General features: G+C 42.6%; 22 protein-coding genes, 4 pseudogenes and 1 riboswitch. Of the genes and pseudogenes, 7 read left to right on the top strand and 19 right to left on the bottom strand.

Annotated features, from left to right (window positions below):
• Window positions 1-260: 260 nt before the first annotated feature.
• The 5 genes from GPK88_RS14225 to GPK88_RS14210 form a co-directional block, all read right to left on the bottom strand.
• Entirely contained in the window at window positions 261-1517 is a 1257-nt protein-coding gene (locus GPK88_RS14225; RefSeq protein WP_243003898.1) for an RNA-guided endonuclease InsQ/TnpB family protein, read from the bottom strand.
• Between the two features lie 17 nt (window positions 1518-1534).
• Complete coding sequence (gene tnpA / locus GPK88_RS14220) at window positions 1535-1945, bottom strand: IS200/IS605 family transposase (protein ID WP_202030833.1); 411 nt, start codon at window positions 1943-1945, stop codon at window positions 1535-1537.
• A gap of 659 nt (window positions 1946-2604) precedes the next feature.
• Window positions 2605-4713 carry a glycoside hydrolase family 3 C-terminal domain-containing protein gene (locus GPK88_RS14215; protein WP_215707959.1) on the bottom strand — a complete coding sequence of 703 codons (2109 nt, stop codon included), beginning with the start codon at window positions 4711-4713 and terminating at the stop codon, window positions 2605-2607.
• A 126-nt stretch (window positions 4714-4839) separates the two neighbouring features.
• Complete coding sequence (locus GPK88_RS19405; RefSeq protein ID WP_330385188.1) at window positions 4840-5037, bottom strand: helix-turn-helix domain-containing protein; 198 nt, start codon at window positions 5035-5037, stop codon at window positions 4840-4842.
• Window positions 4968-5717, bottom strand: a complete 750-nt coding sequence (locus GPK88_RS14210; RefSeq protein ID WP_330384969.1) for an AraC family ligand binding domain-containing protein — start codon at window positions 5715-5717, stop codon at window positions 4968-4970. The genes GPK88_RS19405 and GPK88_RS14210 overlap by 70 nt, the downstream gene beginning before the upstream one ends.
• 172 nt (window positions 5718-5889) lie before the next feature.
• Between GPK88_RS14210 and uxuA the strand changes: the two are divergent.
• From uxuA to GPK88_RS18945, 3 genes and pseudogenes are all read left to right on the top strand, one after another.
• Window positions 5890-6900, top strand: a pseudogene (gene uxuA, locus GPK88_RS19630) (mannonate dehydratase); the annotation flags it as partial.
• 21 nt (window positions 6901-6921) lie between these two features.
• A complete protein-coding gene (locus GPK88_RS19625) occupies window positions 6922-8001 on the top strand; it encodes a mannitol dehydrogenase family protein (RefSeq protein ID WP_442860234.1) in 1080 nt (359 codons plus the stop codon).
• Window positions 7893-8798: pseudogene (locus GPK88_RS18945) on the top strand (glucuronate isomerase). The gene GPK88_RS19625 and the pseudogene GPK88_RS18945 overlap by 109 nt, the downstream one beginning before the upstream one ends.
• 10 nt (window positions 8799-8808) lie before the next feature.
• On the opposite strand, the gene GPK88_RS19785 reads toward GPK88_RS18945, so the two are convergent.
• The 3 genes from GPK88_RS19785 to GPK88_RS14185 are packed head-to-tail and all read right to left on the bottom strand — an operon-like array spanning window position 8809 to window position 10110.
• Window positions 8809-9015: a response regulator gene (locus tag GPK88_RS19785; RefSeq protein ID WP_173761659.1), complete on the bottom strand. Its 207-nt coding sequence runs from the start codon at window positions 9013-9015 to the stop codon at window positions 8809-8811.
• Window positions 8921-9679: a sensor histidine kinase gene (locus GPK88_RS14190; RefSeq protein WP_148447804.1), complete on the bottom strand. Its 759-nt coding sequence runs from the start codon at window positions 9677-9679 to the stop codon at window positions 8921-8923. The genes GPK88_RS19785 and GPK88_RS14190 overlap by 95 nt, the downstream gene beginning before the upstream one ends.
• A complete protein-coding gene (locus GPK88_RS14185) occupies window positions 9589-10110 on the bottom strand; it encodes a transporter substrate-binding domain-containing protein (protein ID WP_173761660.1) in 522 nt (173 codons plus the stop codon). Before GPK88_RS14185 ends, GPK88_RS14190 begins: the two co-directional genes overlap by 91 nt.
• 423 nt (window positions 10111-10533) lie before the next feature.
• Here GPK88_RS14185 and GPK88_RS14180 point away from each other — a divergent pair, with 423 nt between their 5' ends.
• The 4 genes and pseudogenes from GPK88_RS14180 to GPK88_RS18935 form a co-directional block, all read left to right on the top strand.
• Window positions 10534-11124, top strand: coding sequence for a helix-turn-helix transcriptional regulator (locus GPK88_RS14180; protein ID WP_244094385.1), 591 nt, complete (start codon window positions 10534-10536; stop codon window positions 11122-11124).
• Between the two features lie 13 nt (window positions 11125-11137).
• Window positions 11138-12922 carry an ABC transporter ATP-binding protein gene (locus GPK88_RS14175; protein ID WP_173761661.1) on the top strand — a complete coding sequence of 595 codons (1785 nt, stop codon included), beginning with the start codon at window positions 11138-11140 and terminating at the stop codon, window positions 12920-12922.
• A 93-nt stretch (window positions 12923-13015) separates the two neighbouring features.
• Window positions 13016-13249 carry a hypothetical protein gene (locus GPK88_RS18940; protein WP_252197778.1) on the top strand — a complete coding sequence of 78 codons (234 nt, stop codon included), beginning with the start codon at window positions 13016-13018 and terminating at the stop codon, window positions 13247-13249.
• Window positions 13204-13461, top strand: a pseudogene (locus GPK88_RS18935) (ABC transporter ATP-binding protein); the annotation flags it as partial. The gene GPK88_RS18940 and the pseudogene GPK88_RS18935, both read left to right, overlap by 46 nt.
• Before the next feature lie 54 nt (window positions 13462-13515).
• On the opposite strand, the pseudogene GPK88_RS18930 reads toward GPK88_RS18935, so the two are convergent.
• The 11 genes and pseudogenes from GPK88_RS18930 to GPK88_RS14125 form a co-directional block, all read right to left on the bottom strand.
• Window positions 13516-14002 (bottom strand): annotated as a pseudogene (locus tag GPK88_RS18930) (GTP pyrophosphokinase); the annotation flags it as partial.
• A 122-nt stretch (window positions 14003-14124) separates the two neighbouring features.
• Complete coding sequence (locus GPK88_RS14160) at window positions 14125-14751, bottom strand: response regulator (protein ID WP_215707958.1); 627 nt, start codon at window positions 14749-14751, stop codon at window positions 14125-14127.
• A gap of 68 nt (window positions 14752-14819) precedes the next feature.
• Entirely contained in the window at window positions 14820-15332 is a 513-nt protein-coding gene (locus GPK88_RS14155; RefSeq protein ID WP_148447813.1) for a hypothetical protein, read from the bottom strand.
• Window positions 15333-15349: 17 nt separating this feature from the next.
• Window positions 15350-15958, bottom strand: coding sequence for a substrate-binding periplasmic protein (locus GPK88_RS14150; RefSeq protein ID WP_173761663.1), 609 nt, complete (start codon window positions 15956-15958; stop codon window positions 15350-15352).
• Between the two features lie 71 nt (window positions 15959-16029).
• Window positions 16030-16105: riboswitch (cyclic di-GMP riboswitch) on the bottom strand.
• Between the two features lie 39 nt (window positions 16106-16144).
• On the bottom strand, window positions 16145-18145 hold the full coding sequence (locus tag GPK88_RS14145; RefSeq protein WP_244094386.1) for an ATP-dependent helicase: 2001 nt from the start codon (window positions 18143-18145) through the stop codon (window positions 16145-16147).
• A complete protein-coding gene (locus tag GPK88_RS18925) occupies window positions 18132-18386 on the bottom strand; it encodes a hypothetical protein (RefSeq protein ID WP_244094387.1) in 255 nt (84 codons plus the stop codon). Before GPK88_RS18925 ends, GPK88_RS14145 begins: the two co-directional genes overlap by 14 nt.
• Window positions 18387-18561: 175 nt before the next feature.
• Window positions 18562-18870: a Zn-binding domain-containing protein gene (locus GPK88_RS18920; RefSeq protein ID WP_244094519.1), complete on the bottom strand. Its 309-nt coding sequence runs from the start codon at window positions 18868-18870 to the stop codon at window positions 18562-18564.
• A gap of 96 nt (window positions 18871-18966) precedes the next feature.
• Window positions 18967-20832, bottom strand: a complete 1866-nt coding sequence (locus tag GPK88_RS14140) for a DEAD/DEAH box helicase (protein WP_244094389.1) — start codon at window positions 20830-20832, stop codon at window positions 18967-18969.
• Window positions 20829-21374 carry a methylated-DNA--[protein]-cysteine S-methyltransferase gene (locus GPK88_RS14135; protein WP_173761665.1) on the bottom strand — a complete coding sequence of 182 codons (546 nt, stop codon included), beginning with the start codon at window positions 21372-21374 and terminating at the stop codon, window positions 20829-20831. Before GPK88_RS14135 ends, GPK88_RS14140 begins: the two co-directional genes overlap by 4 nt.
• Window positions 21375-21550: 176 nt before the next feature.
• On the bottom strand, window positions 21551-22954 hold the full coding sequence (locus GPK88_RS14130) for an alanine/glycine:cation symporter family protein (protein WP_215707957.1): 1404 nt from the start codon (window positions 22952-22954) through the stop codon (window positions 21551-21553).
• 149 nt (window positions 22955-23103) lie between these two features.
• Window positions 23104-23676, bottom strand: coding sequence for a LysR family transcriptional regulator (locus tag GPK88_RS14125; RefSeq protein ID WP_243278988.1), 573 nt, complete (start codon window positions 23674-23676; stop codon window positions 23104-23106).
• Window positions 23677-23707: the final 31 nt, after the last annotated feature.

Here is a 23707-nt window from a genome sequence, read left to right as displayed (position 1 = left end):
AAAGCAGCGCCTCATTCGAAGAAGCTTTTAAGTTTGTGGGATAAGTTTGTGCAAAATTCGATATTTGCTCATTTATAGTTTTATAATATAAACAGTATCTCCTTGCTTACATCATAAAAGATTTCTCCAATAGTCTATATTAATTTTAATCATTTACTAGTGAACTACTCGGCAACTGAGTTACCAGAGCATCTGAATTAAGGCGGGATACCGCCTTTTCAGGGTGCGTCCATGACACCACTACTGTTTGCTCTTTAGAGCTATACAGCTACTTTTATTATTTCTGGCGTTTTTAGTCCGGTTACGGACAGTTCCTTTTTCTCTCCGGATACGGAGAGATATTTTCTCAGGATGTTATATGCACCTACAGCATCTGCGTTATACTTCCGGTTTCTGTCCCTGTACAGTCCCCTTTGTTTTCGGTTGCATGGCTGTGCATATCTTTTTTCCACCTCTGGTGACAGCGGACTGCACTGGCTGGTATAGCTTTCTTCCTGTCTTACAAAACGGATCCCGTACATCTTAAGCTTATATTCCATCATGCTATAGAGCCTGTTATACGGCAGATTGTGGAACTTCTGGTTTGTTCTGTGTCCCAGGTCTTTTCCTTTCCGGATATTCCGGATATCCCCTGCCACAACACAGGTAATTCCCTGTTCACGGCAGTATTTTGCAAAGTATCTTGTGATCTTGTGTAGATAATCCGTTACCGAGTTCTGCTTTTTCTGATATAATCTGCGAATATGTTTTGATGTGACTGGATGTTTTATTCCCTTCACAGACTGCTGTCCATACCATTGTGCCTGCACCCTTGCAATCTCTTTATGAAAATATCTTTCCAATGCAAGATATCTTCTGCCCAGGATAAATGTATTCCCATTCCCGGAATCATAGCATGTCATAAGATTATGAAGTCCCAGATCAACTGACAGATAGTGTCCATTCTGCGAAAGTTCTTCCCTCTCTGAAATCTCATAAACAACAATAACTTTACATTCACCTTTTTCCGGTGGGTAGATCCGCAACTGTTTGATCTGATCCATGCCCCTGAAAATCTTATTTTCAAGATAAAGAAAGTTCTCATGGATCTGATACGTTTCTTCCATATATCTTTTTAATGCTTTTGGAAGGGACAGACGGACTTTTTCTGTGTCCCATTCATGTACAATTCCCATCTGCATATAGGTAATGGGGATACTTTCCTGTTTAAACCGCGGTGGTCTGGGATTCTCAATCCCTCCGGATCTTTTCAAGGCGTAAAAAGATTTCCATGCTTTATCCAGCAGCTTGCAGACTTCCTGGGCTGTCTGAGATGGAAGCTGTTTATACCACAGATCCTCTCTATGGGATTTTTTCTGATAATACCAGTCCGGGTATTTCTCCATTCCCATTTCTTTGTAATGCTGACGTTCGTAATTACAGACATTCCAGAGCTTGGATGCCGCATAACACATATGTCCGATGACGTTTGCATATTCCTGACTGACCTTTATGGATGTTTTCTTTGACAGCAGCATTTCCCACCTCTATGATCTCAATAAGCTTTACTCTGATGCTCAATATATCTGCGGATATTTTCTTCCGACACAGACCCGACCGTTTCCACATAATAGGAATGGTTCCACAGCTCTCCTTTCCAAAGCTGTTCTCTTATTTCCGGAAAACGTTCGAATAATTTCCTGCCGGTGATCCCTTTCAGATATTTCACGATCGCAGTTATGGATAATTTGGGAGGAGCAGACACAAAACAGTGCACATGGTCTCCTTCCCCGCATTCAAACAAATGGACGGTAAAACCTTTATCCGCTGCGATCTCCTGCACCAGCTCCTGAAGATATGCTTCAATCTCCGCATTCAATATCTTCCGCCGGTATTTCACTGACCATACCATATGGTAATTAATATTGCACACACAAGTGCGGTAATGTATAAGATTCTCCTTCATACATATAGTATAGCATAGTATTAAGAATATCACAATAAAATGCCGAACATATTTTCTTTTTTAATAAAGCTGGATACAGCATTTTTTAGTAAAAAAATAAATATATTTTACTTATAATGTGCAGATATGCACAGTTTACGCTTTCATCTCGGCAATTGAATTACCGAGGATTCCCGCTTATCTTCCTAAAAAAATAGATAATTGCAAATTCGTTTCCCAGTGCCATGCAATCATCAGAAAAAAATGTCTAGGTTGTTTTATGACCACATTTTTACCCAGTTTTTGTTACTACTTGAGCGTATTCCTTACCACTGAGTACCATTTACTGATAGAAGTTCATGAGTCGTTAAACCGCATATTTCCTGTATTTATGCGAGTTTCCGTAGATACTGAAATTTCACTACCACATTTTTGGACTCAATGCCATTCTGTCTAAATCTCCTATTCTATACGGTGTAACACCGTTTTATCTTAAATCTGACCATGTTTGTGCCACAGTGAAAATTGCTTTTTAGATCTGTGTATAAACATGGCCAGATAGTAGTTAGTTGCATTTTTAAAACTTATTAAGTTTAACATATCCGGGCAGGAGGTTCAAGATACTGTGATGAGAAAATTTTATTAAAATTGTTTTCGGCTTATTTTATCAAAGACTCAGATCATTCTATATTGAATCGAAGTTCTAAAGGCTTTCTTTTTAATAGCCTTTCACTTCGGCGATCCGGCTGGGAAGTTCCAATATAAACAGAAAATTCATCACTGTCTATATACCTTTTTCCTTCTTCATCCACAATCTGCAATGCATCTTTATCAATTTCTATTTCAAAAGTTTCTTTTTCTCCGGCATTCAGATGTACTCGTTTGAATGCACAGAGGTGATAATTTCTTACCGCATATTTTGATTTCCAGTCCTTGATATAAACCTGCACTACATCGTCGGTGTCTGCCAGACCTTCATTTTTTACAGTACATTTTAATTTTAAATTCTTATGTTTCTGTGGCTTTTCCGTAAATTCCGCAGCTTCTGCAAATACATCTCCGTAGGTAAGCCCAAATCCGAAGGGATATAATGCTTCCTTCTTCATATACCGGTAAGTTCTGTTTTCCATGGAATAATCGGTAAACTCCGGAAGATCATCGGTATCATAATAGAATGTAACTGGAAGCTTTCCGCTTGGGGACACCTTGCCAAATAATATGTCTGCCAGTGCTGTTCCGCCTTCAGCACCCGGATACCAGGCTTCAAGAACTGCATTTGTATGTTGATCTGCATAACGAAGATCCATTGCACTTCCTGACATTAATACGGTGACAACTGGTTTTCCAGCTGCTGCAACCGCTTCCAGAAGCTTCTGCTGGCAAAGAGGAAACTCTAGAGATTCTTTGTCTCCCGCCTGACCAGCATTTCCCTCATCCGGTTCTTCCCCCTCAACGGTTTCATCCAGACCGAGCACAAGAATAACAAGATCACTGTGTTTTGCAGTAATTATCGCTTCTGAGATCCGGTCATCCGGCCATGCCAGAGACTCGGTTTTATCCTTATACAGATGGCAGCCTTCTGAATACAGAACTCTGCAGGTTTCTCCCGCCTCCTTTTGGATTCCATCCAAAACAGTTACATAATGTGAGGAAGTTCCGTGATAATTTCCAGAAAGCACTCTTCTGCTGTTTGCATTTGGTCCTATTACACCAATTGTCTTTATTCTGCTTTTATCTAAAGGAAGGATTCCATCATTCTTTAAAAGAACGATTCCTTTCTCTGCCGCTGTGACCGCAAGTTTTCTATGTCCCTCACACTCCACAACTTCATAAGGAATACTGTCATATTCACTTCCATCAAATAATCCTAATAGAAACCGCGTTGTATACAGTCTGACACAGGATCTGGTAATCTGCTCTTCCGTGATCAGTCCCTTCTTCAGCGCAGCCATTATATAAGCATACGTGCATCCGCAGTTTAGGTCACAGCCCGCATCCAGCGCCATTTTTACAGATTCTTTTGGCCCTTCCGTCACTTTGTGGTTCAAATGGAAATCCCGGACTGCCCAGCAGTCTGATACAACATGTCCTTTGAATCCCCAGTCATCTCTTAATATATCTTTCAGCAATGTTTTACTTCCACAGCATGGTTCGCCATTTGTCCGGTTATAAGCTCCCATTACAGCTTCAACGTCCGCTTCCTTCACAAGGGCTTCAAAAGCTGGAAGATAAGTTTCATACAAATCTTTTGGAGAAGCCTTCGCATCAAATTCGTGTCGGAGTGCTTCTGGTCCGGAATGTGCTGCAAAATGCTTTGCACAGGCTGCTGCCTTCATTGTATCCCCATCGCCCTGAAGTCCTTTTACAAATGCGACCCCAAGTCTTGAAGTCAGATAAGGATCCTCTCCATAAGTTTCATGTCCTCTTCCCCATCGAGGATCCCTGAAAATATTGACATTGGGAGACCAGAACGTAAGGCCTTTGTAAATATCCCTGTCCCCTTCCCTGGAAAATGCATGATACTTTGCTCTTCCTTCTTCTGCGATTACATCTGCAATTTCTTTTAGTTTTTTATCATCAAACATTGCAGCCAGTGCGATCGCCTGCGGGAAAACAGTAGCAGTTCCGGCCCGGGCCACTCCGTGAAGAGCCTCATTCCACCAGTTATAAGCGGGAATTCCAAGGCGTTCAATTGACGGTGCATCAAACTTCAGCTGCCCTGCTTTTTCTTCTACCGTCATTCTGGCAACTAACGCTTCCGCTTTTTTTCTTGCTTCCTCTCTGTTCATCCTTATTCCTTTCCTGGTACAATTACCGTTTCATTTCTCTTTGATGATTCCTGTGATTAGATCGATACTCATCCATGCATTATGTACATGGATATAATGTATGGATCTGAAACGACTGCACTTCCATTAAAATTCCGGTATATTCATAACCGTCTCCTGCCATTCTTTCGGGGACATTCCGTATTCTTTGCGGAATGCTTTATAGAATCCGGAATAATCTTTGAAGCCAAACAGCAGATAAGCTTCGCTGATTTTCATGTTATTCCGGATTGCCTCTCTGCATGCCTCCAGTCTCTTTTTCTGCACATACTGATGAACTGACATTCCAATATGATCCTTAAAAAATGGGCAATATGATATTTACTGACAAAAAATTCTGCTACCATCCTGTCCAGAGACAATTCTTCTTCCAGATGCTCTTCAATATAGTCTATCAATCTTTCTGACAGCTGCTGTTCCTCCTGAACACTACGCTCATGTCTTTCATTATATACAGTCCGGTTTAAATGAAGAAGCAGATCGCTGACGCACAGGGAAACCTTCGCCGCTTTTCCAAAACGATTGGAATAAATTTCCTCCAGCAAATGAAATACTTTTGTCTGAATCGTATTAAAAGCGATTCTGTCGTGATGGAAAATATATTCTCCTTTTGTCTGCACCAGCTGTATCAAATAGCCATACTCCCTAGCATCTTCCATCAAGCGGTTCAGATAGTCAACCGTAATCCAGAATACAAACCTTTTATAGGGCACGCTTTCATCGTGAATGACTGCATGATGCTCCAGACCAGGAGGCACTACCGCCACGTCTCCGTATTGCAGCGGATATTCTTTTTTCTCTATCTCAAGAGATACATCACCCTCCAGAAAAAAATAAATCTCATAGTAATCATGGATATGGTTGGCAACCTTTTTCATATGCTGATCTTTATAATAATAAATTTCGAAGTCTCTTGAAACCATATACTGCCTTGTATTAAATTGGGTGTTTAACTTCTTTCTCATCTTCCGCCTCCGAACCACCGAAATATCGTTCCTATCCAATAAAATCAGCATATCATTTTACCGCAACTTTGGCAATGTATACAACAATTCTGCCAATCGTATTTTCCATATATTTTCTTATAATAAAATTAACAAAAAACAACATTCACAAAAAGAAAGGATCTTAAATACTATGGAAATGACATTGAGATGGTATGGCTCAAGTTTTGATACGGTAACCTTAAAACAAATTCGACAGATTCCCGGAGTAACCGGAGTGATCACAACCTTGTACGATACGGCTCCGGGAGAAGTCTGGAGCAGGGAACGTATCCACGCAATGAAAGAAGAGGTAGAAGCAAACGGGCTGCATGTATCCGGAATTGAAAGCGTCAATGTTCACGATGCGATCAAAATCGGAAATAAAGACCGTGACCTCTATATTAACAACTATATCGAAACACTTGAAAATCTGGGAAAAGAAGATATTCATCTCGTATGCTATAATTTCATGCCGGTTTTCGACTGGACGCGAACGGAGCTTGCAAGAAAACGTCCTGACGGTTCTACCGTCCTTGCCTATACTCAGGCTGCTGTTGATGCATTAAATCCGGAAGACATGTTCCATTCAATTGCTTCCGACACAAACGGATCTATCATGCCAGGATGGGAACCGGAACGTATGGCACATATCAAAGAACTTTTTGAAATGTACAAAGATGTTGATGATGAGAAGCTTTTTGCAAATCTAAAATATTTTCTCGAACGCATCATGCCAGTCTGCGACAAATATGACATCAATATGGCCATTCATCCGGATGATCCGGCATGGAGTGTGTTTGGTCTTCCACGAATCATCATTAACAAGAAAAACATTCTCCGCATGATGAAAATGGTGGATAATCCACACAATGGAGTTACCTTCTGTTCCGGTTCTTACGGAACAAATCTAGAAAATGATCTTCCTGATATGATCCGCTCATTAAAAGGAAGAATCCACTTTGCTCATGTGCGTAATCTGAAATTTAATTCTCCGTCAGATTTTGAAGAAGCTGCACATCTTTCCAGCGATGGATCCTTTGATATGTATGAAATCATGAAAGCTCTCTATGATATTGATTTCCAGGGCCCAATTCGTCCGGATCACGGCCGCATGATCTGGGATGAAGTTGCAATGCCCGGGTATGGACTCTATGACAGAGCATCCTACAACCGATTAAAAGAAATTTTCGGAAATGGATCCCTGCAGCTTGCTTCTTTTACCATTACCGAAAAAGGATATTCCTTAAATGACAGCCAGGGACTTCCTCTTCCAGATGTTTTGGCAGATTTTACCGGCGGTCCAAAAACTCCGGTCAGCTGCATGGGAAAAGTAGCCGCTCTTTTATACCATCGTTTTACAAAAGGCGGTCTCCCAATTGCTATGGTCAGTATGGATAACTGTTCGCACAATGGAGACAAACTGAAAACAGCAATCACTGCATTTGCGGAAAAATGGGTGGAAAACAATCTTGTTGAGCCTGAATTCTTAACTTATGTAACTTCAAATAAAGTATCGTTCCCATGGACAATGATTGACAAGATCACGCCTCGTCCCAATACCTCTGTGGAGGAACTTTTAAAGAAAGATGGTGTACAGGATCTTGATCCGGTCATTACCGGCAAACATACTTATGTTGCACCTTTTGTCAACTCAGAAGAATGTGAGTATCTTGTAATCGAAGATGTCTTTCCAAACGGCCGCCCTGCATTAGAAAAAAGCGGGTTTATTTTCACAGACCGCGAAACTGTAGATAAGGTAGAACGAATGAAAGTATGTACCTGTCTGAATCCTCTCCATACCGCACTTGCTGTTTTTGGATGCCTGCTTGACTACAAACTGATTGCCGAGGAAATGAAGGATTCCACACTTAAAACTTTAGTGGAAAGACTGGGATATCAGGAGGGCCTTCCTGTTGTTATGGATCCAGGAATCCTGAATCCAAAAGAATTTCTGGATACTGTGCTTGGTATCCGCATTCCAAATCCTTTTATGCCTGACACGCCGCAGCGAATTGCTACAGATACTTCCCAAAAGCTTTCTATTCGTTACGGGGAAACTATCAAAGCCTACGAGAAATCTTCTACTCTGCAAACATCAGACCTGAAAATGATCCCTCTTGTATTTGCCGGATGGCTTCGGAATGGCATCAGAAATTGGCAAAAGAAAAAGAACAGATTGGATTTCTGGTACTGCCCTCTTTCCGTCCTGGAAATGCACTCGACATTGAAAAGAGAGGATTTTCTGACTACATATCTCTGTTAAAAGAGATTACAGGCATTGTTACCTCCAGCCTTTCGGGCCTTTTGAATGCACTGGAAAAGCGATTGGATTTCTTTATAAAATGCGGCTGCCGTGTCACCGATCACAGCCTGGAAAAGAAATTCTTTCTTCCGGCTTCAAAAGAGCAAATTGAACAGATTTATATTCGTGCATTAAACAAAAAAGCCATAACAGAAGATGAAGGTGCAATGTACAGAGGCTATCTGCTTACCAGGCTTGGAGAATTTTATGCAAAGCGTAATCTTGTCATGTAGCTTCATATCGGTGCAATCCGAAATAACTCTTCCAGAATGTATGAAAAACTGGGCGTTGATATCGGATGTGACAGCCAGAATGATTTTTCTTATGCAGATCAGCTGTCTGGCCTTCTTAACGCTATGGATCAAAAGAATCACCTGCCCCGCACTATTTTATATTACCTGAACCCAAAAGATGCTGCCATGCTTTCCACAATGGCAGGAAATTATCAGGGAAATGAAGAACAGATCCGCGGTAAAATTCAGCTTGGAAGTGCCTGGTGGTTCTGCGATCATAAAAACGGAATGGAACAGCAAATGGATACGCTGTCAGATACAGGACTCATTTCCACCTTTGTTGGAATGCTCACAGACTCAAGAAGTTTCCTCTCTTTTCCAAGACACGAATATTTCCGCAGAATTCTCTGCAATAAAATTGGAAACTGGGTAGAAAATGGTGAGTACCCCAATGATCCTGCCTATTTAAAGCAGCTAGTGCAAAATATCTGCCACGATAATGCCAAACAGTTCTTTCAGTTTTGATTTGAATCATTCACTTTTCCACAAACAGGATCTTTCCAAGGGTATCCAACAGTTCCGATACAATGATGGGTTTTGCAAGGTGGGCATTCATTCCGGCTTCATAGGAAGCTTCTCTGTCTTCATCAAAGGCATTGGCGGAAAGGGCGATGATCGGGATACGGGCGAGGGACGGATCTTCGAGAGCACGGATTTTTCTGGCGGCAGTATAACCATCCATAACCGGCATCTACAAAACCTTTGACGATAGTCATTCCAAGTCCGGTTCCCTGGATGCCGCTGATGGTAGAATTGTTCTGGCGCTCAAATGGTACAAAAATTTTCTCCAGAAATTCCCGGCTCATACCACAACCGTTGTCTTTTACATGGATTTCGTAATTGCCGTATCCTACCTGTTCCCATGCAGTCTGGATTATGCAAAGGGAGATCTTTCCTCCGTTCGGAGTATACTTTACAGCGTTGCCAAGAAGATTCACCAGAATTTCCTTTACACGAAGTTTGTCACAGTATATATACAGATCCCGGACCTTCCAGATATCAATGGTAAATTCCTGTTTCTTTTTCAGCGCCTGTTCCCGGATGATAACATCCGTCTCATTGACAATATCTATGATGCTGCATACGGTTTCCTCCAGTTTCGTCTGACCGCTTTCAATCCGACTGATCTCCAGCACTTCATTTACAATTCCAAGAAGATGATTTCCCGAAATCCGGATTTTTTTCAGATAGTCCTGTATTTTTGCGGTATCATTACCTGCCTGGATCGCAAGATCTGTAAAACCAAGTACTGCATTCATAGGGGTGCGGATGTCGTGAGACATATTCTGGAGGAATACTTTTTTGGCGATGGATGCCTGGTTTGCCGCACCAAGGGCTTTTTCCATTTTTCAAGAGAAGTGGTCATGCGCTGATCATTTTTCAGAGTTCCAATCTTTTTCCCATGATAGGAACTGATATTTCCACACTGCATGGAATTGTCGTTTTCATCCTTGTAAATATAGAATGTCTCGTTGATCATTTCAGCGTCCGGGTAACTGATAAGATCTTCACGGTCTTTTGAGTAAGCCACACCGGCCATCAGATCGATGTCTCCATTTTTTAATTTTTCAAACAGATCATTCCATTCTCCGTAAATATACTCATATTTCCATCCTGTGTAGGAAGCTAGTTTCTGCAGATATTCATAACCGTAGCCGCTTTTTGGCGAGGTATCATCGGTTCCTTCCTGAAAATTATGAGAAAAATAATAGCCTACTTTTACAGTTTCCTGCTCTTTTGCAGAAACACTGACATTGGAAAAAACGAAAACTCCCATACAAAAAAATATGGATATCATGACAGGAAATATCTGTCTTATCGATCTAAAAATAGAATATAGCAAAGCCTGTTTTGTGCCCTGATCTGCTCCCGTTTTGCTCATAGGAAATCCCCACATTGCCCACATTATATAAATTTCCCTGAATATCAAAAATAATTAAATTTATTAAACTCTTTCCATTAATATGCTGTCAATTTCCTGGAAAAAATTAATTTATACAAACAAAAATCAGGAGGGAATCTGAAATATCGACGATAACTTTTTGACCAAACGGAACCAAATAAACAAAACGGGACAGACAAACCGCAGGGATATGCTTATGTAGGAGCCGGTGATATCAAGCTGGATCGCAGACTTACCCATACCGGTCGGTTTACGTTTCCATCCAGTCACTATCATGGCCTGACCGTTGCTTTTGACATGGAGATCGCTTCAAAGGCACTTTCCGGTGAGGTGAGGGATTTTCCGGTGGATCTTCAAAAACTTCAGGAAAATTTCTGCCCCGGGCAGTACCCTGGAGTGATCCATGAAAAAGGAGCTGCGGAGCATATTTTCGGAGAACTGTATCAGGTTCCTGAAAAGATCCGGATTCCCTATTTTAAAATCAAGATCCTGGAACTTCTTTTGTACATGGACGCACTGGAACTTCCCAAAAACAGGGGAGAACGCCCCTACTTTTACAAAACCCAGGTGGAAAAGGTAAAATCCATACAGATATTTCTCACTGAACATATGGCAGAGAACCATACACTGGAAGAGCTGTCCGATCGCTTTGAGATCCCGCTTACAGGGATGAAAAACTGTTTCCGCTCCGTATACGGTACTTCCATCAAAGCCTGGCTCACAGATTACCGGATGAACCAGGCAGCGGAACTTCTGCGTACAGACCGTGGCAAAAGTGTGGCGGAAATCGCAGGTATGGTAGGTTATGACAGTGCCAGTAAATTTGCCATTGCTTTTCGAAAAATCATGGGAATGTCCCCTCTGGAATATCGCAATGCCATTCGTTAGGAGGATAACTTTTATGAAAAAAAAGAAAGAAAACTGGCTGCGGACTCTTCTCGGGTATGCCGGCGGTTATCGAAAGAAATTCGGACAGTCCATTGTTCTGTCCGTAATCAGTGTCACTGCCGGACTGCTCCCCTTTTTCTGTATGTACGAGATCATATGCCGGTTTGTAGATGAAACGGTAACAGCAAACACCATTCTTATATGGTGCGGACTGGCACTGCTCTCCTACTGCATCCGGATCTTATGCTATGCAGGCTCTACCGCAGCATCCCATCAGGTAGCCTATCATGTATTGGAAGGTCTGCGCCTGAAACTTGCAGATCGTTTTCTCCATGCACCCCTCGGAGAAGTGCAGTCTCATTCCATCGGCGAAATCAAAAATATCATGATCGACAAGATTGAAGGGATCGAGCCGCCGCTGGCACATGTTGTTCCGGAAAGTGCAGGACATATTGTGCTCCCGGTGATCAGTATTGTTTCGCTCGCAGTGATCGACTGGAGAATAGCCCTGGCATCTCTTGTTACATTTCCGGCTGCTTTTGTATGTATGGCACTCACTTTCTGGATCAGCGGAAAAAATTTCGACACGTATAACCGATCCAATGCACGGATGAACAGCATGATCGTAGAGTACATAGAAGGAATTGAGGTCATAAAAGCTTTTGGCCGTGCCGGAATTTCCTATGAGAAATATGCCCGCTCTATTACAGACTACAGAACCTTTGTGATCCAGTGGCTCTCTTCCACCTGGATTACTATGAAGCTGGCCTTTGCCCTGTTTCCGTCCACACTTCTGGGAACACTTCCCGTGAGCCTGGCGCTTGCATCAAAAGGCAGTATCACAGCTCCACAGGCAGCACTTGCCGTAATGCTGTCCATTTCCATGGTAGGTTCCCTTGCAAAACTGGAAGTGTTTGCCAATGAAATCAAGCAGATGCAGCTGGTCGTGGAGGAGCTGGAATCCATGCTCACCATGGAAAGCCTTCCGGAGCCGGAACACCGCACAGAACCGACGGGCACAGCAGTAAAACTGGAACAGGTACGGTTCTCCTATACAGGAAAATCCGAAGAAGAAGTTCTTCACGGGCTTGATCTCACTCTTCCACAAGGAAGCTTTACCGCACTGGTAGGTCCTTCCGGCGGTGGAAAATCAACCGTGGCAAAACTGATCGCAAGATTCTGGGACGTAAGTGATGGTTCCATTACCATTGGCGGTGTGGATGTCAGAAACATGACTCTTTCACAGATCTCAGAATATGTAAGCTTTGTTTCACAGGATAATTTTCTCTTCCGCTGTTCTCTCCTTGAAAATATCCGGCTGGGAAACCCAAGTGCTACGGATGATGAGGTAAAAGCAGCTGCCAGGGCGGCACAGTGCGAAGAATTTATCCAAAAACTTCCAAAAGGCTATGATACTCCGGCCGGTGAAGCGGGAAAACAGCTTTCAGGGGGAGAAAAACAACGGATTGCCATTGCACGGATGATTCTGAAAAATGCTCCCATCGTTATCTTAGATGAGGCTACTGCATTTACAGATCCCGAAAACGAAGATAAGATCCAGCAAAGTATTGCAGCTCTGACAAAGGGCAAAACCCTGCTTGTGATTGCACACCGTCTTTCTACGATCAGACAGGCAGACAATATTGTTGTGCTGCAAAATGGTTCTATTGTGGCACAGGGAAGCCAGGAAGAACTTCTTGATTCCTGCCCGTTATATCTGGATATGTGGAAAGCTCATATCGGAGCCCGTGAATGGGCGGTATCATCTGCCAAAAAGGAGGAAAACGCTTATGTTTAAAACCATCCGGCGTATTATAAACTGGTGCGGGGAATTTAAAGGAAAACTGTATATCGGATTTGTATTTTCATTCTTTTCCAATATTTTGCAGCCATGCCCATTATGGTAGCTGCCTATACCGTTGGCATGCTGATCTTCTTTCGATTTCTCTTTGATTATCTCAGAGCGAAATTTCAGGAGGCCATCAGTTATGAACTGATCGCCAGAGACAGGCTGGCTATCGGTGATGCACTGAAAAGAGTTTCTCTTGGATATTTTCAGCAGATGAATACCGGAAATTTCTGGATGAGGCGACCGCAAGTGTTGACCCGGAAAATGAACATCTGATCCAGAATGCCATAACAGAACTTACCAGAGGGAAAACCATCATCACCATCGCACACCGCCTTTCCACGATCGAGCAGGCAGACCAGATCCTGGTTGTAGCGGATGGCCAGATCGCTGAATGTGGTACACATGAAGAACTGATACGTAAGGAAGGAAAGTATCAGCAGTTTGTAAAAATCCGCGAAAAAGCAGAAGGCTGGAAGCTCAGTTAAGCAGCTGGTTACGTATCTCCTGCATGCGGTTGTCAAGCTCCGCACTCTGAATGGCATCGGAACCTGCACGATCAGATGAAGACTCCGGTATCCGCTTGGCTTGGGATTTTTGATATAATCTTTTCTCTCTATGAGAACGATATCATCCTGTTTCAGAAAACTTTCTTCCAGTTCATAGATATTAGATATCGTCGGGAAAGGAACAGATCACCCGAACACCGGCGATGTCTTTGATATTTTCTTCAATAGAGGTAAGACTCATGGGGATATTCTTGCGCCGGATCTTTTTGGCAAGACTTTCTGGAGATTTCACACGGCTTTTGATGGCTTCGATGGGGTTCTTGTCGTATTCCAGAGAATATTCCTGATCCAGTACACGGAATTTTGTCTCAATCTCCATGATCGCACACTGGTAATACGACATCATAAGATCAAACGGTTTCTTGTTTTTCTGAATAAGATCAAGAAATTCATCAGAAAGAAGACTTTTTCGTACAAATTCATCTCTGCGGGATTCTCTTCTGATCCTTCCCTGTGTCATTAATTCTTCCAGATTTTTCATAATAATACAGATCCTTCCGTTTCGGTTATTTCTCATGAAATTTTACCATGGAAGGATCTGTATGTAAAGCGGGCGTACGCATTTGGCATCTGATATATCGGTTATTTCATCCATTTCTCCACAGTCCGGATGATCTGTTCTATCTGTACAGGTTTGGACATATGGTCGTTCATTCCTGCTTCTTTACATTTCTGGGCATCTTCCAGATAGGCATTGGCAGTCAATGCGATGACCGGGATCTGTTTTGCTTCCGGGAATGGAAGCGCTCGGATTGCCCTGGCTGCGTCAAGACCATTCATCACAGGCATCTGCATATCCATGAGAATGGCATCATATGTTCCGGATGGAGCCCCCTCAAAAAGCTGTACGCATTCTTTTCCATTTACTGCCCGGACACAGTGAATGCCGTACATTTCCAATTGTTCTTCCAGAATCTCATAATTCAGGTCATTATCTTCTGCGATCAGAAGCGTTTTTATGATTCTGGATGGCCTGAGTTTGAAGAACGGAATTTCCGCGGTTGTCTCTGATACTTCCTGCTCCCTGATAAAAGGTACATCATCTATGAGATATTTTTCCCGCCTTTTTTCCTCACTGATCACGCGGATTACAAGCAGAACCTGTCTGGCTGTTCCATCTTCCGTTCTTGACTGGACAATAAACCTGGAAAGATGCCAGTTGTTATCTGTGGCAAGGTAATCAATTGCTATAAACTCCTCTTTTTCCATGCTTTCAAGATTTTTTTCCAGAAGCGTAAACATACGGAGATTTTCCGTGGCTGTATTCAGATGAGCACCTACGAACGCAAGCTGATGAATAAACAGTTCTGAGATTCCTTTATAAAATGATCCATTCCGATAAATCCGCTTAAATGGTCTCTGCTGAAAATAGGTGCGAGGACGCGGGAATATGTGTGATGTTTCTTCATCAGGTTGTATTCCTGTTCCATAGGAGAAAGTTCTTCACGATCTGTAATCTGGATCGTCAATCCTTTTTTCAGTTCGTCTGTCCAATGTGGAATATCCTCTACCGCGATTTCTGAAAATAACTGTTCTTTTTCTAATATGTCGTCCTCATTTTTCCATTCACACTGAAGACAGAAGTATTCTTTTCGGTTCTTTTCTTTTTTATCAAAAATATATACTCGATCGGCACCACTGCATTTTCCAAGCAGTTGCAGCATTTCGTAAATTGCGCCATCCAGTTCTTCGTTGTTTTTTACACGATCGATCATGGGAAGTTCCCGCAAAATAGCGGATGCATACTCCTGCATGGCCTTTGTTCGGTTGTAATTGTCGGTCGATCTCATATTTTTCACCTTATACCTTATTCTTCCGGTATGCGGATATAACTGTTTACCAACGCATCTACCTCATCATTGATCAGTGCGTTGGTCAGTTCTGTTGGTGTCTCATAATATATGCTCTTACAGTCAAAGCCCTTTTCTCTGGCAAAATCCAGGAATGAGTCATTGTATGTATGGCGTTTCAGAAATCCGATGCGGATACCATTATAAGTAGAATAATCCCCAGGTACGATCCTGTTATTTCCAACTTTTACATTCATACAGGTAGACGAAGTAATAGCCGGATGAGTGGAAAATGCAAACTCCTCTTCACGCTGGGGTGTTTTCTTTGCTGCAGTATAAATATCCACATCCCCGTTTCGAAGCATTTCTTCACATTGAGAAGCTGTTTTATCGTATCCAACATAAGAAAAGGTACATTGCAAATACTTGGATACATCCTGCATCATTTCATATCCATAGCCGGTTCTTTTCCCGTTTTCGTCCTGCATATGATAACAGTCGAAGGCATAGAATGCGATTTTATAATTGGGCGTTTCAGATTTGGAAATTTCAGATGCACTTACCGGATATACAGCTGAAATAATAAGCAGTATTCCCCAAATTACTCCAGTTGCTCTTTTGTTCATGTTGATCCTCTCCACGGGGTAAAATAAAAAAAGCACCATGTTCAGACAGAGAGAACTATAGTGCTTTTGAATTATACAACTGGCTGCCATTTTACAGGCCCTATAGCTTTGCGCCACAGTCTTTCGGCTGCTTTGCCCGTGTTTATTTTTTTAATAATTTTAGTGTATATTTATACGGAAAATTTGTCAATTATTGTTTGGAATTTTTTTCAACTGTGAAAAGGCTTTTAGCATTTCTTTTTCGCCGTAATCATCAAATTGTATCACAATGGTATCTTCGTTTTCGGAGATAATGGTTCCACGACCGTATTTGGGATGTTCTACAAGTTGCTTCGGTGTTTCCAATTTTCGGAGTTTTTCTTCCAGGATCATCTTTTTCAGGTCCTGAAGGTGCCGGGCAGCTTCTTTTGTATCTCTTGTGGCATCTGCCGGATGGGCAAGATATTTTTCCGGAAGACTGGAAAGGTAGCGACCTGGACCTGGAAATACCCGCACAGTTCCGGGATTGATGTAAAAAGATAATTCCAGGAATTTCCCTGCTCTTGTCATTCCCACATAAAACAGTCTCCTCTCTTCCTCTTCTGTAGAAGCATCACGGCTGTTCAACGGAATCAGCCCATCATTTACACCAATGATAAATACGTGATCGAATTCCAGCCCTTTGGAGGCATGGAGCGTCATCAGTTTTACAGATTCTCCGGAAACCGCATCTTTTTCCGGTTCCATGCCATTCAGTACAAGATCATTAAGAAAATCCCTGATACTGTGATAGGATTCCATTTTCTTTAACAGGGAAAGGATTTGCCTCCGGTTTTCTTTATAGTCGCTGGAAGACGGTCGGAGATATTTTTCCAGAGAAAGCTGTTCCCACAGATTTATGTAGTCGGAGCCTGTGTCCCGATACTCCCACATGGCCTGAAAAAGTAAGGATTTCGAGAGAAATACGCTCCCTTGTGTAAAATTCAGAATCTCTGTCCGGGCCTTTTTTGAGGTCCATCCTTCCCCGAAAGTTTTGTCGCAAAGGACATAAGTTCCGCTGGTAAGATCCTCATGATTACTTAAAAAACGCAGTATATGAAGAAACCAGGCAAGAACCGGAATATCCTGAATGATTTTCTTCTGAGAGATTTCATATGGGATCTGATGTTTTTCCAGAACCTTTGAGAGGATCTCTGACTGGCTCTGAAGTCTGTAAAATACTGCGATTTCTGTGAGGGGGACACCGCTTTCGTGAAGAGAACGAATCTTGTCTGCCAGATACTCTGCTTCCTGAAAAGGATCATAGTGATTTTTGACAGAGATTTTTTCTCCTTCTTCCTGTACGCCGGTAAGAGAATCACCGGATTCCTGAAATCTTCTGGAAACTGCCAGGATCGTTTGGGAAGAACGGTAATTTACAGGAAGGGATAGTTCTTCTGCGTGATACAATTCACGGAATTTATAAAAAATATTGAACATACTTCCACGCCAGCTGTAGATCACCTGATTGGGATCGCCCACTGCAAAAAGCCCGACTTCCGGTTTCTTTAATTGTCGGATTAACTCAAACTGCAGCTCATCGCAATCCTGTACTTCATCAATGATGATCCATTTCAGCTGTGGAAGAAGATGGGGATGAGCTTTTAGAAGTTCCGTAGCATTCTGCAGCAGGTCTTCGTAGCTCATTTTGTTCTGTTTCCGTTTTTCTTCTGTAAGGAGAGTTACCAGTTTCGGAAAATCGTCCTGGTATCCGGGCTGTCTGGATGTGGCCGCCCGGTTTTTCTGATCCAGTCTTTTTCGAAGACGGTTTTTATATTTGATTTTGAGTGTATGCTGGCGGATCAGCTGGTTGGCAAGTTCCAGTTCTTCCTCAGGCAGGCAGACCTGGAAATCTTTTGTATAGCCAAGTTCTTCTATGGGAAGCACTTCCTGAAGGAGCTTCAGGGCAATGCCGTGGAATGTTCCGTAGAAAAGAGACGAGGGGTTTTCTTCTATATTTTGGATCTTCAGCCTTTCTCTGATCTCGTTGGCTGCTTTATTTGTAAAGGTCAGAACGATCATATTTTCCAGGGGGATTTTTTTCTGCTGGTGAAGATAACGGATCTTTTCGATGAGAACCGTTGTCTTTCCGCTTCCTACATTTGCACGGACCAGACAGGCGTTATGTTCATCCAGAACAGCTTTTTTCTGATTATCATTCAGTTCCATATGTTTCATCCTTTTTCAGAGTGTGATATCTTCGCATCATTTTTTCTCTTTTCAGCGTATCTTCCGGCTTCTTTGCATCTGTAAGGATCGCAAAGCGGAAATCTCCCGGAAGAAAAACGTAAGTATTGAGCACATTGGAGATTCCTGTTCGGTTCTCCAGCATATTGGCCCATTCTGCATAAAACGGATCTCTCAGATAGAGGATCAGAGAGGAGTCTTTGACTTCCAGTCCGGATACCATGGAGAAAAATCCTGCAAATGTATTGCTGTTTTCTTTAACCCGACTGCAGAATAAATCCCACTTCTCCTTCAGATCAGATAATGTGAATTCCCGCTGCCTGGATCGATCCCATTTTGCATTCTTTTCATCCGGATAAGAAGTATTTCTCGTTTTCTGTACAGTCAGTTCCGATTCTTCAGATAAATTTTTCAGCCCCCCACAGGATCACATTCCGATCAAGTCTGTCGTTTCCGATGCACACTGCACAGCCGTTTTTGCACCTGCAGCCGGAAACCATGCGGATAGCCTGTTCTGTCACCTTTGGGATCAGATCATAGATCTTTTCCGCAAATCCAAGACCGCCTACATAACGATCGTAAAAATAGAGAGAAACCTCCTCAGAAGTGCTTCCGGAAAGTTCCAGCGCATTGGTGGACATGGCCACTCCAAGATCAGAATCTTCTGTCATTGTCACCATCAGAGCCGCATTTTTCAATGCAAACATCAGACCTTCAAAGTGGTTATTTCTTACATAATAACCATTTCTGTCCGGCTGTAAAAGATTGCGGTACTGTCTGACTACATTTTCAGGAAGTCTGAGCTAGGCAGCTTCTGTGTCGTAGTTCTTGGAAAGCGGTTTCGTGAGCTGTTCAAAACCTAAGTTCTGGTGATTATGAAACTGCATTTTTTTATACATGTATACAAAATCTGCAATATTTACATCTCCGAAAGAAAATTCACTTCTCTCCCACTGCTGTTTTTTATGTCTGTGGATGATGCGGATATTGGTCTCGCTTCCAGGTACTGTGTAATAATTTCCATGAAAGGGCACAGCTTCCACAATCTTACTTTCCAGGTTCATTTTTACAACCTGGTAAAAATCTCCGTCGTGCATGTAAACGGCACCTTCATGAATCTCATGAAAAGCCTGTTCCTCGTCCATCTCCGTGATATTTTTTCCAGTTTCTTTGTTAATGAGCTGATACTTATTCTGATCAATATTCCGGAGAGAAAATTCTCCTGCAGGATAAAGGCCTCCTGACCAGGCAAAGCGTCCTCCCATATTCCGGACTTCATCTACCTTCATAAGTACAGGGATCGTCTCCCCAAGGTCTGGAAATAATGCACCATCATCCAGGGTTAGCGGAAGTTCCGCTGCCGCAGCCCGGATATGTGCAAGCTGAATCAGAAGATTGTTAGGATCAACGATGGCATTTTCGCTGCTATGTTCAAAAAGCCATTCTGGTTCCAGGGCGATATACTGATCCATGGGAAGGTTGGCAAGGATCAGATAATTGGTGCATTTTCCACTTCCTCGTCCTGAACGGCCGGTCTGCTGCCAGAAAGACGCTCTTGTTCCCGGATAACCGGCCAGTACCGTCGTACTGATCTTTCCGATATCGATTCCTAGTTCCAGTGCATTGGTGGACACAAGGCCAAGAAGTTCCCCTGAAATCATACGCTGTTCGATGCTTTTTCTCTCCAGAGGAGTGTAACCACCACGGTACCCGGAGATTTCTTCTTTTCTGGCTGTTCCTAGAAATCCTGCCGCATCCAGATGGTCTCTGGTTTCTTTCACCAGGATCTCCACATTTTTTCTGGATCTGGCAAATGCCAGAAAGCTTTCTTTTCGTTCCATCAGCTGAGGAAGAAGGTCCGCCGCAACATTTATGATAGATTCCTTTCCGTAGGGAATGCCGTCTTTATTCAGCTTTTCTTCTGGCTGAACCAGGCAATAGGTTCGTTCTGACATTCCGGCACCGCTTTTATCAATATTGATAAAAGATCTTCCGCAGATCTTTTTTGCAAGTTCCAAGGGATTGGCAATGGTGGCGGAACTGCATAAAAACTGAGGATCTGCGTGATAATATCTGCAGATTCTGGTTAAACGGCGAAATACATTGGCCAGATGGGAGCCAAAAGCTCCTCTGTATACATGCAGTTCATCCAGAATAATGTATTTCAGATTGGAAAAAATAAAGTCGAATCCATATTTGCTGTGATTTGGAAGCATGGAGCCGTTTAACATATCCGGATTGGTAAGGATGATATTGGCACGTTCCCGGATCCTTTTTCGCTCAGCAGGCGGTGTATCTCCGTCATATACGCCGACAGATAAACGATGCTCACCAAGCGCTTCCACCCAGGGGAGCAGCGCACGGTACTGATCAGCTGCCAGAGCTTTCGTGGGATAAATAAAGATCGCACGGGTCACAGGATTTTTCAGGATTTCCTCCACCACCGGCAGATAAAAGCACAGGGATTTACCACTGGCAGTAGGTGTAGTGATCACGACATTTTCTCCATCCATAGCATGGAAAAAAGCTTCTGCCTGGTGGGTATAGAGAGCCTTTATATTCTGTCCGGCCAGAAAATCCCGGATATCCGGATGCAGGCTTTCTGGAAACTCTGCATATTCCGGAGATCTGGCCGGGATTATTTTTTTGTAAATGATGTTTCCCTTCATGCTTGCTCCTTTGCTGTCAATTTACTCTTTGGTACAAAGAAACGGCTCATATCTGCATGTTCCAGCTTAAGCAGTGAAATTTTTCTATCAATTCCTCCTGCATATCCTGTAAGACTGCCATTTGTGCCAACTACCCGATGACAGGGAATGATAATGGAAATTTCATTATGTCCAACTGCACCTCCAACAGCCTGAGCGGACATATGGGAAATATTTTCCCTTTCCGCTATTTTACTGGCAATTTCTCCGTACGTGATTGTTTGTCCGTAAGGAGTCTTTAACAAAATCTGCCACACTGCCTGTCTGAATGTTGATCCCGCAGGATGAAGAGGAGGTGTAAATGTTGGCTTTTCTCCGGAGAAATAGATATCCAGCCATTTTTTTGTTTCTGCAAGGATCTCCGTTTCCTGTAAAATTCTCTCGTCCGGGAGTGTATTCGCAAAGTATTTCTGTCCTTCAAACCATAAGCCTGTAAGCCCAATTTCATCTGCTGCCAGTAAAATTTCTCCTAACGGTGATTTATATTTGCATGTGTAGATCATAGTTTTCCACTCCTTATTTCAGTAGTGTTACCTCAAGTATAATTTATGTGAAATAGTTATCTTTAATTATGTGAAAAAACGGAGAACACAGCAAGGTATCCTCCGCATATAATATAGTGGTATGTTATCTGCTATTTTTACTGTTATATTACATTTTACTGCTATTCACAGGTGCTTTAATTCCAGTAATCTGTTTTTTGCTTCAGATCAATATTTTTACTGAAGAATACAGGATTTTTTTTCTGCCGGATCTGTCCTTCGTAATCCTTTAATGCTTTCAATAAGGTGTTGGACAATAGCAGGATCACCGGAATGTTGATCAGTGCCATTACTCCCATCAGTACATCAGAGATGTGCCACAGTAATGTCATCTCCATTCCCGCTCCCAAAAACACCACCAGTGCTGATACAAGGCGAAATCCCGTCATGAATTTCTTACCCGGCTGCTTTTTAAGGATATAAGTCAGCAGATTATCACAATAGAAGCAATTTCCCAGCAATGTAGTGAAAGCAAATAATACCATTGCAATCATAATAAAATATGGTCCAAAAGAACCAAGAGTCTTGTGAAGTGCTGCCTGCACCCACGGTGCTCCCTGAAGCTCTTTTGCCGGTGTCACACCAGATACCAGACACATCATGGCAGTTGCAGTGCACAATAATAATGTGTCAATAAACACAGACAGCATCTGTACCAGTCCCTGTTTAACCGGATGACTGACCATTGCAGACGCCGCTGCATTGGGGGCAGAACCGATACCTGCTTCATTGGAATACAGACCTCTTCGTATTCCCTGCATCATAGCTGATCCGGCAAATCCGGCAAAAATTGCTTTAAAATCAAATGCTTCTTCAAAGATCTGTGCCAGTACCGATGGAAGCTGTCCGATATTTAGTACCACTACCAGCAGGGATATCAGAATATATACAATGCCCATAAATGGCACTAAAGTAGAAGTTACTTTCACAATTCTGTTACCGCCACCCAGCAGACACCATCCCGTTACCAGCGCCAGAATTCCTCCAATGATCCATGGCGTGATCTCTGCATTATAAAATGGCTGACCGGAAAATGTAGACTGCAGATTATAGGAGGCCAGCATATTAAATCCAAACGCGTAAGTCAGGATCATGGCTATACAGAAAACCACTGCCAGTCCTCTGCTGTGCAATGCCGCCTCTATGTAATACGCCGGGCCGCCGTAGCACTGGCCGTCTTTTCCTTTTTTCTTATATATCTGCGCCAGTGTGCTCTCTGCCAGAGCTGATGCGCTTCCAAGAATGGCAATGATCCACATCCAGAATACGGAGCCCACACCACCGATACAGATGGCAGAAGATACTCCTACAATGTTGCCTGTCCCTACACGAGATGCCGTGGAGACCATCAGTGCCTGAAAGGATGATACACTTTCGTCTCCCTCTGGTTTCTCCATTACAGCGCTGCAGGCGTTTTTGAATAAACGTACCTGTGGAAATCTGGTCCGGACAGTAAAGTAGATGCCGGAACCAATCAATATTACAATCAGTAATTTGCTGTAGAGAAACGTGTTGATTGCGTCAATGATCGTTTCGAACATAAATCCTCCTCGTAACAGAATTTTTTATCATACGATAATATCGGATAAAAACCCGAATTGTTACCATAATACAATATTTCTGCTATTTTGAAAAGAGGTTATCCGCAGGAGTTCATGAACCTGGAAGATTTTTCTTTCCGTAAATTTCATTAAGCACAATTTTCCCCACAAAGTTCCCTGTTTTTCAGCTTTTCAAATCTGTTTCCACCGATCAGGATGTCCCTGTATTTTTTTACGATCTTCATTTTCAGAGGAGGGGTTACCTGCAAGGTTGCCGACACAACAGCCAGGTCTACTTTGCCCTCTTTCAGAGCATTTACGGAATCTGTCGTACTGTTATTCAGAATTTTAAAATGTACGTTCGGGTACAGGATATTGAAATCCCGGACCGCCTCAAACAGATAACAGTGAAGAGCCGTTTCAGTTGCACTGATATAGATGGTTCCGTTTTCCAGGCTGATCAGGTTACTGAGATTGTTTTCTCCCTTAAAAAACTGAGCACATCCGGCAGCTATATATTCATAAAAAATATTTCCTTCCGGTGTCAGCTTCATTCCGCTTTTGCTGCGTATGAATAATCTGCAGCCCAGGATGTTTTCAAGGTTGTGGATCGTTCTTGTAACCGCAGGCTGACTGGTTTTTAAAACTGCTGCCGCTTTTGTGAGATTTCCATATTTGGCTACGTAATAAAATACTTTATAATGCTCAAAATTGGTGTCCATGATCGTCCTTTCTTCTGCGTAAGGTTTTTAT

Source organism: Blautia sp. MCC269 (genome assembly GCF_018785655.1).
Lineage (GTDB): Bacteria > Bacillota > Clostridia > Lachnospirales > Lachnospiraceae > Blautia_A.
Note: the sequence above shows the minus strand (reverse complement) of the source record. Positions and strands in the feature narration are given on the sequence as shown.

What these genes read in the sequence shown, in the direction of transcription:
- GPK88_RS14160 (WP_215707958.1), bottom strand. Translation starts at nt 14,751, where the DNA reads ATGGAAAAAGAGGAGTTTATAGCAATTGATTACCTTGCCACAGATAAC.
- GPK88_RS14140 (WP_244094389.1), bottom strand. Translation starts at nt 20,832, where the DNA reads ATGAAGGGAAACATCATTTACAAAAAAATAATCCCGGCCAGATCTCCG.
- GPK88_RS19785 (WP_173761659.1), bottom strand. Translation starts at nt 9,015, where the DNA reads ATGGATGGTTATACTGCCGCCAGAAAAATCCGTGCTCTCGAAGATCCG.
- GPK88_RS14175 (WP_173761661.1), top strand. Translation starts at nt 11,138, where the DNA reads ATGAAAAAAAAGAAAGAAAACTGGCTGCGGACTCTTCTCGGGTATGCC.
- GPK88_RS18925 (WP_244094387.1), bottom strand. Translation starts at nt 18,386, where the DNA reads ATGGTATCCGGACTGGAAGTCAAAGACTCCTCTCTGATCCTCTATCTG.
- GPK88_RS14150 (WP_173761663.1), bottom strand. Translation starts at nt 15,958, where the DNA reads ATGAACAAAAGAGCAACTGGAGTAATTTGGGGAATACTGCTTATTATT.
- GPK88_RS14130 (WP_215707957.1), bottom strand. Translation starts at nt 22,954, where the DNA reads ATGTTCGAAACGATCATTGACGCAATCAACACGTTTCTCTACAGCAAA.
- GPK88_RS18940 (WP_252197778.1), top strand. Translation starts at nt 13,016, where the DNA reads ATGCCCATTATGGTAGCTGCCTATACCGTTGGCATGCTGATCTTCTTT.
- GPK88_RS14125 (WP_243278988.1), bottom strand. Translation starts at nt 23,676, where the DNA reads ATGGACACCAATTTTGAGCATTATAAAGTATTTTATTACGTAGCCAAA.
- GPK88_RS18920 (WP_244094519.1), bottom strand. Translation starts at nt 18,870, where the DNA reads ATGTTTGCATTGAAAAATGCGGCTCTGATGGTGACAATGACAGAAGAT.
- GPK88_RS14215 (WP_215707959.1), bottom strand. Translation starts at nt 4,713, where the DNA reads ATGAACAGAGAGGAAGCAAGAAAAAAAGCGGAAGCGTTAGTTGCCAGA.
- GPK88_RS14225 (WP_243003898.1), bottom strand. Translation starts at nt 1,517, where the DNA reads ATGCTGCTGTCAAAGAAAACATCCATAAAGGTCAGTCAGGAATATGCA.
- GPK88_RS14185 (WP_173761660.1), bottom strand. Translation starts at nt 10,110, where the DNA reads ATGGGAGTTTTCGTTTTTTCCAATGTCAGTGTTTCTGCAAAAGAGCAG.
- GPK88_RS19405 (WP_330385188.1), bottom strand. Translation starts at nt 5,037, where the DNA reads ATGTCAGTTCATCAGTATGTGCAGAAAAAGAGACTGGAGGCATGCAGA.
- GPK88_RS14145 (WP_244094386.1), bottom strand. Translation starts at nt 18,145, where the DNA reads ATGGAACTGAATGATAATCAGAAAAAAGCTGTTCTGGATGAACATAAC.
- GPK88_RS14135 (WP_173761665.1), bottom strand. Translation starts at nt 21,374, where the DNA reads ATGATCTACACATGCAAATATAAATCACCGTTAGGAGAAATTTTACTG.
- GPK88_RS14155 (WP_148447813.1), bottom strand. Translation starts at nt 15,332, where the DNA reads ATGAGATCGACCGACAATTACAACCGAACAAAGGCCATGCAGGAGTAT.
- GPK88_RS14190 (WP_148447804.1), bottom strand. Translation starts at nt 9,679, where the DNA reads ATGGAAAAAGCCCTTGGTGCGGCAAACCAGGCATCCATCGCCAAAAAA.
- GPK88_RS14210 (WP_330384969.1), bottom strand. Translation starts at nt 5,717, where the DNA reads ATGAGAAAGAAGTTAAACACCCAATTTAATACAAGGCAGTATATGGTT.
- tnpA (WP_202030833.1), bottom strand. Translation starts at nt 1,945, where the DNA reads ATGAAGGAGAATCTTATACATTACCGCACTTGTGTGTGCAATATTAAT.
- GPK88_RS14180 (WP_244094385.1), top strand. Translation starts at nt 10,534, where the DNA reads ATGGAGATCGCTTCAAAGGCACTTTCCGGTGAGGTGAGGGATTTTCCG.